This window comes from Streptomyces paromomycinus (assembly GCF_003865155.1).
GTDB classification, from domain to species: Bacteria; Actinomycetota; Actinomycetes; order Streptomycetales; family Streptomycetaceae; genus Streptomyces; species Streptomyces chrestomyceticus.
The window spans coordinates 3,887,712-3,900,561 of record NZ_BHZD01000001.1 but is presented as its reverse complement, the minus strand read 5'-3'; the positions used below and the strand labels follow the sequence as shown (position 1 = coordinate 3,900,561).

Annotated in this window: 14 protein-coding genes; 7 read left to right on the top strand and 7 right to left on the bottom strand. The window is 70.6% G+C overall.

Going from position 1 to position 12,850, the window contains the following annotated elements; genetic code table 11:
• Positions 1–96 precede the first annotated feature (96 nt).
• From OEIGOIKO_RS16065 to OEIGOIKO_RS16050, 4 genes are all read left to right on the top strand, one after another.
• Positions 97–1,815, top strand: a complete 1,719-nt coding sequence (locus OEIGOIKO_RS16065; RefSeq protein ID WP_125054643.1) for a sensor histidine kinase — start codon at positions 97–99, stop codon at positions 1,813–1,815.
• 144 nt (positions 1,816–1,959) lie between these two features.
• On the top strand, positions 1,960–2,466 hold the full coding sequence (locus OEIGOIKO_RS16060) for a hypothetical protein (protein WP_125054642.1): 507 nt from the start codon (positions 1,960–1,962) through the stop codon (positions 2,464–2,466).
• Between the two features lie 60 nt (positions 2,467–2,526).
• Positions 2,527–3,225, top strand: coding sequence for a response regulator (locus OEIGOIKO_RS16055; protein WP_125054641.1), 699 nt, complete (start codon positions 2,527–2,529; stop codon positions 3,223–3,225).
• Between the two features lie 165 nt (positions 3,226–3,390).
• Positions 3,391–4,557, top strand: a complete 1,167-nt coding sequence (locus OEIGOIKO_RS16050; protein ID WP_125054640.1) for a trypsin-like serine peptidase — start codon at positions 3,391–3,393, stop codon at positions 4,555–4,557.
• Positions 4,558–4,771: 214 nt separating this feature from the next.
• Here the strand turns inward: OEIGOIKO_RS16050 and OEIGOIKO_RS16045 are convergent, their stop codons facing one another.
• Both OEIGOIKO_RS16045 and OEIGOIKO_RS16040 read right to left on the bottom strand, forming a co-directional pair.
• Positions 4,772–5,686: a SagB/ThcOx family dehydrogenase gene (locus OEIGOIKO_RS16045; protein WP_218039995.1), complete on the bottom strand. Its 915-nt coding sequence runs from the start codon at positions 5,684–5,686 to the stop codon at positions 4,772–4,774.
• A gap of 281 nt (positions 5,687–5,967) precedes the next feature.
• Positions 5,968–6,351: an ArsI/CadI family heavy metal resistance metalloenzyme gene (locus OEIGOIKO_RS16040; protein WP_125054639.1), complete on the bottom strand. Its 384-nt coding sequence runs from the start codon at positions 6,349–6,351 to the stop codon at positions 5,968–5,970.
• A gap of 87 nt (positions 6,352–6,438) precedes the next feature.
• Here OEIGOIKO_RS16040 and OEIGOIKO_RS16035 point away from each other — a divergent pair, with 87 nt between their 5' ends.
• Positions 6,439–6,891: an ArsR/SmtB family transcription factor gene (locus OEIGOIKO_RS16035; protein WP_246177362.1), complete on the top strand. Its 453-nt coding sequence runs from the start codon at positions 6,439–6,441 to the stop codon at positions 6,889–6,891.
• Entirely contained in the window at positions 6,888–7,958 is a 1,071-nt protein-coding gene (arsB, locus tag OEIGOIKO_RS16030) for an ACR3 family arsenite efflux transporter (protein ID WP_125054638.1), read from the top strand. The genes OEIGOIKO_RS16035 and arsB overlap by 4 nt, the downstream gene beginning before the upstream one ends.
• A 77-nt stretch (positions 7,959–8,035) precedes the next feature.
• Here arsB and OEIGOIKO_RS16025 read toward each other — a convergent pair whose 3' ends face one another.
• The 3 genes from OEIGOIKO_RS16025 to OEIGOIKO_RS16015 all read right to left on the bottom strand — a co-directional run bounded on the left by OEIGOIKO_RS16025 (position 8,036) and on the right by OEIGOIKO_RS16015 (position 9,408).
• The gene (locus OEIGOIKO_RS16025) at positions 8,036–8,236 is read right to left on the bottom strand and encodes a DUF397 domain-containing protein (RefSeq protein ID WP_125054637.1); all 201 of its coding nucleotides are present in this window, start codon (positions 8,234–8,236) and stop codon (positions 8,036–8,038) included.
• 138 nt (positions 8,237–8,374) lie between these two features.
• Positions 8,375–8,575: a DUF397 domain-containing protein gene (locus OEIGOIKO_RS16020; protein ID WP_125054636.1), complete on the bottom strand. Its 201-nt coding sequence runs from the start codon at positions 8,573–8,575 to the stop codon at positions 8,375–8,377.
• Complete coding sequence (locus tag OEIGOIKO_RS16015; protein ID WP_125054635.1) at positions 8,572–9,408, bottom strand: helix-turn-helix domain-containing protein; 837 nt, start codon at positions 9,406–9,408, stop codon at positions 8,572–8,574. Before OEIGOIKO_RS16015 ends, OEIGOIKO_RS16020 begins: the two co-directional genes overlap by 4 nt.
• 239 nt (positions 9,409–9,647) lie before the next feature.
• On the opposite strand from OEIGOIKO_RS16015, the gene OEIGOIKO_RS16010 reads away from it, so the two are divergent.
• Complete coding sequence (locus OEIGOIKO_RS16010; protein WP_125054634.1) at positions 9,648–9,908, top strand: hypothetical protein; 261 nt, start codon at positions 9,648–9,650, stop codon at positions 9,906–9,908.
• A gap of 80 nt (positions 9,909–9,988) precedes the next feature.
• Here OEIGOIKO_RS16010 and OEIGOIKO_RS16005 read toward each other — a convergent pair whose 3' ends face one another.
• Both OEIGOIKO_RS16005 and OEIGOIKO_RS16000 read right to left on the bottom strand, forming a co-directional pair.
• A complete protein-coding gene (locus OEIGOIKO_RS16005) occupies positions 9,989–11,698 on the bottom strand; it encodes a mycolysin (RefSeq protein WP_246177361.1) in 1,710 nt (569 codons plus the stop codon).
• A 372-nt stretch (positions 11,699–12,070) separates the two neighbouring features.
• Complete coding sequence (locus tag OEIGOIKO_RS16000) at positions 12,071–12,832, bottom strand: YqeB family protein (RefSeq protein WP_218039994.1); 762 nt, start codon at positions 12,830–12,832, stop codon at positions 12,071–12,073.
• Positions 12,833–12,850: the final 18 nt, after the last annotated feature.

Sequence of the window (12,850 nt, the reverse complement as noted above, 5' to 3'; positions counted from 1 at the left end):
GGGGCCGGGCGGGTCTGTCTTCGGACAGACCCGCCCGGCCCTTCCTCCTTCTCAGGTTCCAGCGATTGCGTCACGGCCGTACGGATAATCGAGACCATGCCCTTCACGCCGCCGACGCCCCGGCCGTACGAGGCCGCCCCGCCGCGACGGCGCAAGCGGCGCCGCCTGGCCGTCCTCCTGGAGGTCGGCACGGCGTTCTTCTACCTGGCCGGCCTGGGTGCCCTGGGGGCCTTGGGGGCCGACGGGACGGGGTTTTTCGGGCTCCTGCCGTTCGAAGGGAAACTGGCCCTGTGCGCCGGGTCGGCGGTGCTGCTGCCGTTCCGCAGGCGTGTCCCCGTCACCTGCTTGCTGATCCTCGCCGCGGTGGCGGGCACCCTGCCCATCTGCGGGATGCTCTCCGCCCTCGTCGCCTTCGACGCGATCCGCCGTGTCGACGGCCCCCGCCGCCGTACCGTCGTCCTGTTCACCGCCACCGTGATCCCCGTGCTCACCGCCGTCGTCGGCACGGTCTGCACCGGGTACGGAAGCTGGCGCTACGGTTTCGCCCTGGGCCTGGTCGTCGGCGGCGTCGGCATCCTCGTCCCCGGCCTGGTCGGCAGCTCACGCGGGCAGCAGGACCGCCTGGTGGTCGCCCTGCGGGAACGTGCCGCCGCCGCGGAGGAGGCCCGGCGGCTGATCGACAGCGCGTCCCGCGTCGAGGAGCGCTCCCGGATAGCGGCCGAGATGCACGACCTGGTGGGCCACCGCCTGAGCCTGATCTCCCTGCACAGCGGCGGCCTGGAGATGGCCCTCGCCACCAAGGCGCCCGAGCTGAAGGACGAGGCCGCGCAGGTCCGCGCCGCCACCCGGGACGCCATGAACGAACTGCGGGCGGTCCTCGGCGTCCTCGGCCCGCTCGGCCGCGACACCGGCACCGGGGCCCTCACCGACGCCACCGGCACCCACGCGGACCTCGACGCGCTGGCCGAGGAGTCCCGCGCCGCGGGCATCGCCGTCACCGTCCGCCGGCAGGGCCCCGACCTCGACGGCCTGGAACCGCGGGTACGGCGCGCGGTGCACCGCGTGGTCCGCGAGTCGCTGACCAACGTCCACCGCTACGCGACCGGCGCGTCCGTCGAACTGACCGTGGAGCACACCGACGACCACGTACGCGTCACCGTCCGCAACGGCGCGCCCCCGGCACCCCCCGAGGCCACCACCGGCCTCGGCACCGGCCGCGGACTGACCGGCCTGCGCGAACGGGTCGGCCTGCTCGGCGGCGAACTGCGCACCGGCCCGACCGGCGTCGGCGGCTTCCTGGTCGAGGCAACCGTCCCCGCACACCCCGCCTCACCCGCGGCATCCGCCGCACACCCGGAAACCTCCCCCGCCTCCCGCACCGCCGAGGACGACCACCGGTCCGGCGCCCTGCCCGGCATCCTGCGCCACCTGCCCGGCCTGGCGACCGGCGTCCTCGGACTCGTCGGGGTGGGGACGATGCTGGCGTTCGGGCTGACCCTGGTGCAGAGCTCCCGGCCGGTCCAGGAATCGCTCTCCCCGGACAGCATCCGCGTCGGCATGAGCCGGGAGGACGTCCGGTCCGCGTACCTGTACGACAACGACCTCGCCCGCGCCGCCGCATCGGGCCACGAGCCGCGCCGGCCCAGCGGCACGGACTGCATCTTCCCGTACACCGGCGCGGAGGCCCTGGGCGGACGGCTGGAACTGACCCGGTACTGCTTCCGGGGTGACGTGCTGACCGACATCGACAGGTTCTGGGTGCCGTCGGTCCGCGAACCTCGGGCGTCCGAGTCCCCGACCCCCCGCACTCGTTGATCCTCGATCCCTCGATCCCTCGATCCCTCGATCCCTCGATCCGACTGCCCTGGCGGTGCCGCCCCGGCTACCGTGCGGCCAGGCGCAGGCAGGCGGTCTTCGGCCGGTGGCCGTCGGTCGCAGGCCGCTGAGGGGAGCGACGACATGGCCGTGGAAGTCTGGCACGCGCACGTGCTTCAGTACCTGGAGCCGTTACTGGAGGTGTGCCGGGGCGTGCACCTGCGCGAACGGCGCGCCGGTACGTGGATGGACCCGGTGCCGGGGGCGCTGGAGTGGACCCTGCCCTGGGGCATGGACGACGGCAACGGCCTCGTGCGGCTGACCGTCTTCAGCGAGTACGTCCCCGAGCGCGGCACGACGTGGGCCCGGGTGGTCGTCGCCGCGGACACGGCGGCCTTCATGGGACCGGGCACCGGGGGCGTCACCCTGCCCCGTTTCAGGGACTGGGGCGGCGGGCGGGCCGCCCAGGGCGATCCGCCCGCCCAGGGCCCCGCACCGGGACCCACCCCAAGCCCCGCACCGCGACCGGACACACGACTGACCCGAGGCATGGCCGAAGCCCTGCTGGCCGGAGTAGGCGGAGTTCCCGATTCACTGCGCGAGGAGCCGGGCGGCGAATTCAGCTTCGGAGTGCCCATGGACCCTGAGTGAGCGAGTGCACCGGCCACTGACGGCCCCTACCTCGCTCATGCCCCCCGCTAGCCTGGGCGCATGAGCGATCTCCCCGGCGCGCGTGCCGCACAGCCCGTACGAGTCCTCCTCGCCGACGACGAGGAAATGATCCGGCACGGTGTCCGCCTCATCCTCAAGCACGCCGAGGACATCGACGTGGTGGCGGAGGCCACCAACGGCGCCGAGGCGGTCGAACTGGCCGCCCGCACCCCGGTCGACGTCGCGCTCGTCGACATCCGGATGCCCGTCCTCGACGGCCTCGCCGCCATCGAGCAGTTGGTACGGCTCGACCCCAAGCCGCAGGTCGTCATGCTCACCACCTTCGGCGACGAGGAGAACGTCACCCGCGCCCTCCGGGCCGGAGCCAGCGGCTTCCTGCTCAAGGACGAGGGCCCGCAGGAACTGATCAGCGCCGTACGGGCCGCGGCGGCCGGCGACGCGGTGCTCTCGCCCGGCGTGACCGGCCATGTCGTCAAGCGGATGCTCCAGGGCGGCGGCCGGACCGCCGCCCCCGACGGTACGGCCGGCACCGACCAGCGGCTCGCCGCGCTGACCGACCGGGAACGGGAGGTACTGGCGATGCTCGGCCAGGGCCTGTCGAACCTGGACATCGGCAGCCGCCTGGAGATCGGTCTGGGCACGGTCAAGACGCACGTCGGCCGCATCCTCGACAAGACCGGCACCCAGAGCCGCGTACAGGCGGCCCTGCTGGCGCACCAGGCGGGACTGGCGGGCTGAGACGGCGTCCGAACCCCAGGTCAGGGTCCGGAAAAAACTTGTGGTGCGGCGCAACCTCTCGTCGCCGCCCCCGCGTGGAGCCCAGGCATAGTAGAAGCCCCCCGGCCGGGGGCATGTCGACGACATGACACCTCACCGGACGTACAACCAGAGGGAACACGCTCCATGCCTGTCATACGCCGTACCGCAGCGGCCGCCGCAGCAGCGGTCGCACTGTTCGCCACCGCGACCGCCTGCGGCCCGCAGGACGACAAGGCCGCCGCGCCGGGCAGTTCGGCGGCCGCGGACCGCAAGGGCGGCGGCGAGGCGGGGGCGGACGCGGGCGGTTCCGACGTGCCGAGCGGGCTGCCCACCGGTCTCGACGACGTCAAGAAGTGGCAGAAGGGCGGGTGGAAGGACTGGGACCAGTGGGCCCGCAAGGCGTCCGAGTTCGTCAACCCCGTCATCAAGGACCTGTGGAACCCGTCCCGGATGGCCGAGGCCAGGGACACACCGGACGTCACCACCCAGAACGCCGGTGACGCCGGCGGCAGCGACCCGGAACCGCACCCGGTCCAGGCCCGGCAGGTGGCCCGGCCGTACCACCAGCACATGGCACCCATAGGAAAGATCATGTTCGACAGCCCGCAGGGGCCGATGGTCTGTTCCGGCACCGTCGTGGAGGACCCGGCGCACCCCGGCAAGTCGAACCTGGTGTGGACCGCGGGCCACTGCGTGCACACCGGCCGGAGCGGCGGCTGGATGCGCAACATCGTCTTCGTGCCGTCCTACAACGACGAGGGCCTGCCCATGAGCCAGGTCGGCCGCGCCCCGGCGCAGGAGGTCGCGCCGTACGGGGTGTGGTGGGCGAACTGGGCCACCACGTCCGGTGAGTGGATCGACATGGGCAGCACCGAGTCCGGCAACGCGGGCTCCGCGTACGACTTCGCCGTCCTGCACGTGCAGCCGGAAGGGGGCGGCGGCAAGTCGCTCCAGGAAACCGTCGGCGCCGCGCTGCCGGTATGGTTCGGCGCACCCTCGGCGGACCGCATCAGCGGGCTCCAGGCATTCGGCTACCCGGCCGCGCCCCCGTACGACGGCGCCCGCATGTTGAATTGCCCCGCCCGCCCCGGCCGTCTCACGATCGCCCAGGGCACCCCGGCGATGTACCGCATCGGCTGCACGATGACCGGCGGCACGTCGGGCGGCGGCTGGTTCACGAACTACGGCGGCCGCACGTACCTGGTCTCCAACAGCTCCATCGGCTCCCTGAACCACACGTGGCTGGCCGGCCCGCACTTGGGCGCGGAGGCGAAGCGGGTGTTCATGGGGATCAGCCGGAAGTTCGCGTAAGAGCTGCTCGCCGTTTCACAGGTGGTGAGGCAGGTGTCTCCGGAGGCGGCGAGGGAGGCCGGTTGCGGTGCGTCGTGGGGTTCGGGGTGGGGATGGCCGGCGGCCAGAACGTGGAGCGGCGTGTGCCCGGTGTTGTCCAGCGAGCAGCGTTCGGCGAGGAGTGCGTCCCTGAAGGCTCCGGTCTGGGCCGGGCCGAGCCCGAGGGCGGTGGCGGTCAGAGCGAAGGTCTGCCCCAGGTGTCCGGCGTTGAGCAGGCACACCCGGTAGCGGCGGGGGTGTGGTACTTCTCGCTCATGCGCTCCAGTCTGGCGGCGAGAACCACCAGGAAGGCGGCGTTGCCCGCCCATTTCTGGTCGGCGCACAGGTGCGCTGCCTCTTCGGCGGCGAGGCCCTCGGAGAGGAGTTCCGGGGAGTGCTGAAGGCTGTTGTAGTGGTACCAGCCGGGCGCGAGGCCGGTGACGTCGAGCGCGCCGAGGTAGGCGTCCAGTTCCTGGCGGGAGCCGCCGGACGGGCTGGTGCGGCGGAAGACCGCGCCGTGGCCGCTGTCGATGAAGTCCACCGGCCCGAAGACCGTGGACAGCAGGGTGGCCAGGGTGTCCAGTGACACCGGGGCGCTGGTGAAGTCCCGGTGCGTGCGGCGGCCGTAGAGGACCACCTCGTAGGGAGTGCTCAGGTCGGCGCGGCGGCGGGGCAGCAACAGCCGTTCAGCGTCCGGGTAGCCGGTGAAGAGCGCCGACATCGCAGCCGTGTCCGGCGCCCTTACGGTGTTCCCGGTGTTGATCTCGCTGTCGACGTAATCGTTCTGCGTGGCGTAGGGGAAGAAGGACGCCTCCGGCGACCAGGCGGCCCAGTGGCGGGCGATGTCCTCGTCCCGGGCAGCGGTGGGGCTGTCCTCCGTCAGCAGGGCACCTGTGTCCACCAGGGCGGAGACGGCTTCTGCGACGGTCTCCGGGGTGAGGTGGTCCAGGTTCTTGGCTGCCTCGTCAGGTGTGCTCCAGTCCTCGAAGGCCGGGAGGATCTCGGCGGCCACGGGGTGGAGGGAAGCGGGTGTGCCATGAGGGTAGGGGTGGACCACGTACAGGCCCTGGTGCCAGTACGAGGTCAGGCAGCGGGAACGGCGAAGGCGCACGGCAACTCCAGCAGCGGAACACGGCAGGGCCGGGGGGGCGACGGGACGGCGGGGGCTCGTGGCCCCCGCCGTCCGAGTGGGCTCACCTTGAGCTGTAGTTCTGGAATCGTTGCAGGTAGTAGCCGGCCCGGCGGTCCGTACGGGTGGCTGCCCGAGCGGTCATCGTGATCTTGCGGGTGCCTGACACCTCCTCAGGAAGTGAGCGGGATTCGCGCCCATGGCCCGAATTCGGGCACAGGTGTGCCCGCTCGTTGCGCCGGCGCCCAGGAGGGCCGCCCGTGTCACCTGATCAGCCGGTCGGCGTCGGCCTTGACGGTGTAGACCTCCCAGGGCTCCTTGCCGGGGCCGGTCACCCAGACCTTGTCCTGGAGGGCGTAGCAGCAGGAGGTGTCGTTCTCCTCGAAGGTCGCCAGGCCCGCCTCCTTGAGCCGGGCGGTGGCCGCGGTGACCTGCTCGGTGGAGGTGACCTCGACGCCGAGGTGGTCCAGCCGGGTCTCCTGGCCTGCCTCGCCCTCGATGAGGACGAGCTTCAGCGGCGGCTCGGCGACGGCGAAGTTGGCGTACCCGGGGCGGCGCTTGGCCGGCTCGACGCCGAAGAGTTTGGAGTAGAAGGCGACTGACGCCTCCAGGTCGGCGACGTTGAGGGCGAGTTGGACACGGGACATGACGTCCTCCCTGATCCCGTTGTTGCATCGAAAGGCTTCGATGCAGTCCAGCTTGCGCCTTGGATAGGTGGACGTCAATATAGAAGGATGTCGAAACAAGAGCTGGTAGTGCCTGTCGCGACTCAGGAGTGCTGCCCGGGGCTGCTGACCGCCCCGCTGGACGAGGACCAGGCCACCGAGCTGGCGAAGGTCTTCAAGGCCCTGGGTGATCCGGTGCGGCTGCGGCTGCTGTCGATGATCGCCTCCCGGGCCGGCGGCGAGGTGTGCGTGTGCGAGCTGACCCCGGCCTTCGAGCTGTCCCAGCCGACGATCTCCCATCACCTCAAGCTGCTGCGACAGGCCGGGCTCATCGACTGCGAACGCCGCGGGACCTGGGTGTACTACTGGCTGCTGCCCGAGACGACCGACCGGCTCGCCGGCCTCCTGGTCCGCCCGGCGGGACAGCCGCTGCCGGAACCCGCCGGGGGCGCCGGGGCTGTCAGGGCCGACGGGGCCGCCGGGGCCGTCAGGGTCGCCGGGGCCGCCGGGGCCTCCTCGTGACCGCCGGGACCGTCGCGGCGACGACCGGGCCGGTGGCGGCCCGCCTGTCCTTCCTGGACCGCTTCTTGGCCGTGTGGATCCTGCTGGCCATGGGCCTCGGCCTGGGACTGGGCCGCCTCGTCCCCGGACTCGGGGACGCGCTGGCCAAGGTCAGCGTCACCGGGGTCTCCCTGCCGATCGCGCTGGGCCTGCTGGTGATGATGTACCCGGTCCTGGCCAAGGTCCGTTACGACCGTCTGGACACCGTCACCCGCGACCGCCGCCTGCTGATCCCCTCCCTGGTGATCAACTGGGTCGCCGGCCCGGCCGTCATGTTCGCCCTCGCCTGGCTCTTCCTGCCGGACCTGCCGGAATACCGGACCGGACTGATCATCGTCGGGCTGGCCCGCTGCATCGCCATGGTCATCATCTGGAACGACCTGGCCTGCGGCGACCGCGAGGCCGCCGCCGTCCTGGTCGCCCTGAACTCCGTCTTCCAGGTGATCGCGTTCTCCGCGCTGGGCTGGTTCTACCTCCAGGTGCTGCCCGGCTGGCTCGGCCTGGACCGGACGACGCTGGACATCTCGGTGTGGGAGATCGCCCGCAGCGTGCTGATCTTCCTCGGCATCCCGCTCGTCGCCGGGTTCGCGACCCGCCGCATCGGCGAGAAGACCAAGGGGCGCGCCTGGTACGAGGCCAAGCTGATCCCGAGGATCGGGCCGTTCGCCTTGTACGGGCTGCTGTTCACGATCGTCGTCCTGTTCGCTCTCCAGGGCGACGCGATCACCTCCCAGCCCCTGGACGTCGCGCGGATCGCGCTGCCGCTGCTGGTGTACTTCGCCCTCATGTGGACCGGCTCCATGGCCCTGGGCCGCGCGGCCGGCCTCGGTTACCCGCGGGCGACGACGCTGGCGTTCACCGCGGCGGGCAACAACTTCGAGCTGGCCATCGCGGTGGCCATCGCCACCTTCGGCGCCACCAGCGGCCAGGCCCTGGCCGGTGTCGTCGGCCCGCTCATCGAGGTGCCGGTGCTGATCGGCCTGGTCCATGTCGCCCTGGCTGCCCGTCGCCGCTTTCCCGAACCGTAGCCCCGGCCGGCGCGGCGCTCTTGTGGGCGGCTGGGCCGGTGGCCGGTGGCCGGTGGCCGGTGGGCTGTGGGCCCAGGTCAGTCGGTGGCGTGCCGGGCGAACGCGACGAGTTCGGCCCAGGCGCCGGGGGGCAGGGTCAAGGACGGGCCGTTGGGGTTCTTGGAGTCGCGGACGAGGACCACGCCACGTGAGGTGACGAGGTTGACGGCGACCTCCATGCACTGGCCGCCGTTGCTGCTGTGCGAGGACTTGAACCAGTGGGGGGGCTCGGCGGTCATGAGGTGACCTCTCGTTGTTGCTCGGGGAGTAGCACGTCAACGGGCTTATCCCGCCCCCTGCTTGGGAGAAACATGTGACCATGCGAAAGCCCCGCCGCTCCGTCGGGGAGCTGCGGGGCCGGGGCCGCTGCGCTGAGGTCAGACGGCAGTGTGCCGGGCGAACTCGACCAGTCCGGACCAGGCGTCCGCGCTGAGTGTCAGGTGCGGGCCGTTGGGGTTCTTGGAGTCGCGGACGGGGACGATGCCGTGCGAGACGACGAGGTTGGTGGCGACCTCTATGCACTGGCCGCCGTTGTCGCTGTACGAAGACTTGAACCAGTGGAAGGATTCAGTGGTCACGGTGTGCCCCTTCTAAGCTGTTCGATCATGGCCACGGAAGCCGACTGGGAGAGGGCTGCGGCCTGCAACTGATGGTAGGCCGTCAGCAAGGGCACCACTGCGGCGCATTCTCGTTCGAGGTGTCCTCGCTGGGCTGACTCGGCGTACGACATCAAAGAGCGGTCCGCCAGTGTGATCACCGTGATCGGTAGGTTGAACGGCCTGTCCGTCCCCATAGCGAACGGAGCCACCTGGAAGACGGTGTTCGGAAGGCTGGCGAAGTCGATCAATCGCGCCAACTGGGCATCCATCACCGCAGGCCCGCCAACGGGACGGCGTACACAGCCTTCGTCCAGTACCGCCAAAACCAAAGGCGGGGGCGTCCGGCGCAACACGGCTTGTCGCTCGGAGACTAGTGAAACCCGCTCGCTTGCCTGCTCTGCCGTGATCGCGCCCCGTCTAACAGCGCTGTCGGCGAGGGCGGATGCGTAATCCGACGTTTGAAGAAGTCCGGGCATGACACCGACTTCGTACAGCCGGATCTCCGCTGCGCGGCCTTCGTGTCCCACGAACTCCGGAAACCCCTCCAGCAGTGCGCCGTGCTTGATCTCGCGCCATTGCCGCTCGAACGTGTCGGCTATCCCTTCAGTACCGAAGGCGCGGTCAGCGCTACGCGAAAAGCGCAAGGTTGGAATCTTCCGGCCGGTTTCGACGGCCGAGATGTGCGTACTGGAGTACCCCATATGCTCGGCCAGGTCTTCCTGCTTCCACCCATGGCTCTCGCGTGAGCTGCGCAGACGCGCCCCGAAGGCCGCCTGCGGACTGCTGTCCGGGTTCAACTCCTTGCGATTCAAGGGCCACCGCCAACTTTCCTGCCGCAAATGACACGTTGATGGAGTCTCGACTGTAGGACACGCTGAACCTCTTCGGAAAGGAGTGAACCTTGTCCCGAAAGAGTGAACCTGACCAGCTCTCCAGCCGGGAGCACCTCACCCGTCTCATGCGCTCGCGTGGAAGTGACGGCGTGCTGTTTCTGCGCACCAGTAGCGACAGTGATCCTGTCCTCAGCCTCCCCCGACCGGAAGGGTTGGCCATGACCACGCCCCCCGCAACGACCCGCCTCGAAATCCAGATCACCGGTATCCGCGCCCACTTCGCCGAGTGCGTCACCGAAGTCGACGAAGAAGCGTGTGGTGAGCGTTCCGCCTGTTGGGACAACCCCATGCAGTCGAACACCTGGATTCGCGCGCACGGCGCGGAGACCGGGCACAAGCGCTTCACCCGCCACACGGAAGAATCCGTCAGCATCTTCACCGCGCCTACCGGGAAGCAGCGGCAGCGGCAGTGGAAATGAGGGTGCGCTGGCGCATACCCATGGGCCGGGCCGACTGCTGGTCGGCCCGGCCCATGGGGGTCAGCTCACGTCAGTACTCATCAGTACCAGATGGTGTGCTTCCAGATGATGTTGCGCGCGGTGTTACCGGTGTCCAGGCCGTACGCCGGCCGGTCCGTGGTGAAGTACTCGCGGAAGCTGGACTGCGGGTCGCGGGCCATCATCGAGTTGCTCTTCGTCCAGTCGCCGTCGACCTGGGACCACAGGTCCACCAGCGCGGTGGCCACCCGGGCCTCACACGCGTCACCCGGGTCGATGTCCCTGGTGGAGCGGTCGTTGGCGAGGTTCTGGGAGGCGCCGTTGCCCCAGTAGTACGTGGTGTCGTTGAACGTGTGGAACGCCACCGCGTCGGCGAAGCCCTCGGTCCAGCCGCAACTGGCGGAGGAGGTGCGGCTCACGTAGTGGGGCGAGCAGTTGGTGACCTGCGGCCACCAGCCCCGGTAGAGCTTGCCCATCAGCGCGTGGCCCGCCTCGTGCACCGTGGTGTGCTCGGAGTCCGGGTCGTCGTCCGCGAGGTGGATCTTGTCCTCGCCCGACATCCAGTACGTACCGTCGGTGGAGCCGGGGTACCACTGCACGGTGATCGGGGTGCAGCGGCCGTTCTGCTGGCTGGACGCCCAGCAGTTGGTGGTGGAACCGCGGTTCCACCAGAGCTTGTTGAGCGTGTCCAGGACGTGCCAGGCGCGGCTCTGGCCCTGGTTGGCGTACACGTTGCCCAGGCTGGTGCTGCGCGAGACGTTGTTCAGCGCGTACGAGGTCGTCGCGTAGCGGCTGCCGTTGCGGTCGACCACCGACCACATGCCGCCGGCCTGCGTCTGGAACTCCACCCAGGCCGCGGAGGTGACGGCGGTGCTGGGCGTGTAGCAGAGGTTGAACTGGCCGTTGCCGTTGCCGGTCATGCCCGTGGCGAGCCGCTGCGTGGCGCCGTTGGCGGTGGCCTTGCCCCACAGGGTGACGTTGGCGTTGCTGACCGGCTCGTCCCGGTTGGCCTTCGCGTTCCAGTTGCCGCCCTCGGCGGACTGGAAGCGGTTGCGGAAGGTGCCGCCGACGCAGACCTGGGCGCGCGCGGCCGGTGCGGCGGCGGCCGAGGCGCGGGCCGGGGCGGGGGTTTTCGGGGTGACCTTGCGCGGCTTGCGCTGACCGGGGCCGGGGCCGTCGACCTTGGTCGCGCGCCCCTTGACGACCGACAGGCCCTCGTCGGTGGAGCCCTTGGCGGTGCCGACAGTGAGTTCCACCGAGTCGTGCCCGGCGCGGCGCGGGTCGGGGCGGTCGATGTCGCTGATGTCCGCCTGGATCTGCGCGGGCCCGGCGGCGACGGCCTTGACCTTGATCTCGACGGAGCGGGTGCCCGGGGTGAGGGCGAGCTGCTGGCTGGTGCGCTGGCCGAAAGCGTCCGCTGTGGGCGTGGTGAGGCCGGAGTCCTTGTCGGCTATTCGCAGCGAGGGCGGCAGCTGGACGGCCAGGCCGGCGTTCTTGACGTCCGCCTGCGCCTTCACGTCCACGGTGAGCGTGGCCTGTTCGCCGACGGCGGGCAGGTGGTCGAGGGAGGCGGTGACGCCGAGACAGCTCGGGGGAGCTTCGGAGTGCTGGCCGGTGGTGCGGATGGTGCAGGTGCCGCTCTTCGCGGCCGAGGCGGCTGAGCCGGACGGCGTGGTCGTACCGAACGCGGACGGTACGACGACGACGGCCAGACAGGCGCCGGCGCCCGCCAGCGCGACGAGGGGGACCGGCCGCAGGACGCGTCTCTTCAAGGCCCGTTTCCGGGACATGGGCAAACCTTTCCGCGGCGGCCACGGCCACGATCCGGCCGACCGGATCAGGTCCACGCGGACACCGCTGTGCGGGAGTTGCGCGCTGCCCACCGGGGTGCCGGGGCGCACGACGGAGGAGCCCAATCGCTGGCCAAAGCAACACCCTGGGTGACAGAGATCGAAACCCTACACGATGCCCTGCACATGTCATGGCGAGCCGAAAGAAGTCGGCCAGGCGCGAACTATGCGCCTGACCAGCGACGTTGCGGGATAACGGAAATGACCGGTGTCAGGAATCACTCGCAAGGGGCGTCGGTGTGCGACGCGCAGAGCGGCTACACGCTGTGACGGATGCAGTCGAACTCGTCGCGCTCATTCGTCGGCAGGGGTGTCCTGGGCGGGCCGGACGCGCCTCCAGTGCTGCGCCTTCTTCTTGTCGTCCCGTACGACGATGCCCAGCCTGGCCAGTTCCTCCCTGAGCTGCGCGGCGTCCTTCTTCTCGTCCTTCTTCAGAGCGTGGGCGCGGGCCTTGAGCAGGGCGTGGGCATCGCTGGACAGGTCGGGCTGCGCCGTGACCCAGCGGCGGAAGTCGGCGGCGTACGGATCGCCGTCCGGATGCCACGGGTAGCCGTGCAGCTCGAAGGCGGCCGCGAACCGGCCTGCGTCGAAGTCGCCGTGCACCCGGGCGAGTTCGGCGGAGTCGTGGCCGAGCAGCACCAGGTTCTTGCCGTCCTGGAAGACTGCGGAGGTCGCCGCGCGCGGCACCGTACGGGTGACCCGGTCGACGGTCAGGGTGGCCTGGTCCGGCCCGATGTCCGCGGTCACGTACTCAAGGTCGGCGAAGAACGCGACGGCCGAGCCGGCGAGGACGCCGACGACCGCGGCGCCGATCGACAGCAGCGGTTCGGGCGCGGACGCGATCAGCTTGAACGGCCCCTGCATCGGGGCCCAGGGGAGCGATGCCACCCAGCCCGCCGCCCTGCTGACCAGCCACACTGTCACCGCTCCCAGTACGGGGAAGCCTGCCCAGAGCAGGGCGCGTTCGCCGGTGGTGGGGCCGACGGTGGTCCGGTCGGGGGTCGGCGCCGGGGGCTTGGACAGTGGCACCCGGGGCGTGGTGTGGTCGGAGGTCATCGGGCCGGTTCTCCCTGG

What these genes read in the sequence shown, in the direction of transcription:
- OEIGOIKO_RS16065 (WP_125054643.1), top strand. Translation starts at nt 97, where the DNA reads ATGCCCTTCACGCCGCCGACGCCCCGGCCGTACGAGGCCGCCCCGCCG.
- OEIGOIKO_RS16060 (WP_125054642.1), top strand. Translation starts at nt 1,960, where the DNA reads ATGGCCGTGGAAGTCTGGCACGCGCACGTGCTTCAGTACCTGGAGCCG.
- OEIGOIKO_RS16055 (WP_125054641.1), top strand. Translation starts at nt 2,527, where the DNA reads ATGAGCGATCTCCCCGGCGCGCGTGCCGCACAGCCCGTACGAGTCCTC.
- OEIGOIKO_RS16050 (WP_125054640.1), top strand. Translation starts at nt 3,391, where the DNA reads ATGCCTGTCATACGCCGTACCGCAGCGGCCGCCGCAGCAGCGGTCGCA.
- OEIGOIKO_RS16040 (WP_125054639.1), bottom strand. Translation starts at nt 6,351, where the DNA reads ATGTCCCGTGTCCAACTCGCCCTCAACGTCGCCGACCTGGAGGCGTCA.
- OEIGOIKO_RS16035 (WP_246177362.1), top strand. Translation starts at nt 6,439, where the DNA reads ATGTCGAAACAAGAGCTGGTAGTGCCTGTCGCGACTCAGGAGTGCTGC.
- OEIGOIKO_RS16025 (WP_125054637.1), bottom strand. Translation starts at nt 8,236, where the DNA reads ATGACCGCCGAGCCCCCCCACTGGTTCAAGTCCTCGCACAGCAGCAAC.
- OEIGOIKO_RS16010 (WP_125054634.1), top strand. Translation starts at nt 9,648, where the DNA reads ATGACCACGCCCCCCGCAACGACCCGCCTCGAAATCCAGATCACCGGT.
- OEIGOIKO_RS16000 (WP_218039994.1), bottom strand. Translation starts at nt 12,832, where the DNA reads ATGACCTCCGACCACACCACGCCCCGGGTGCCACTGTCCAAGCCCCCG.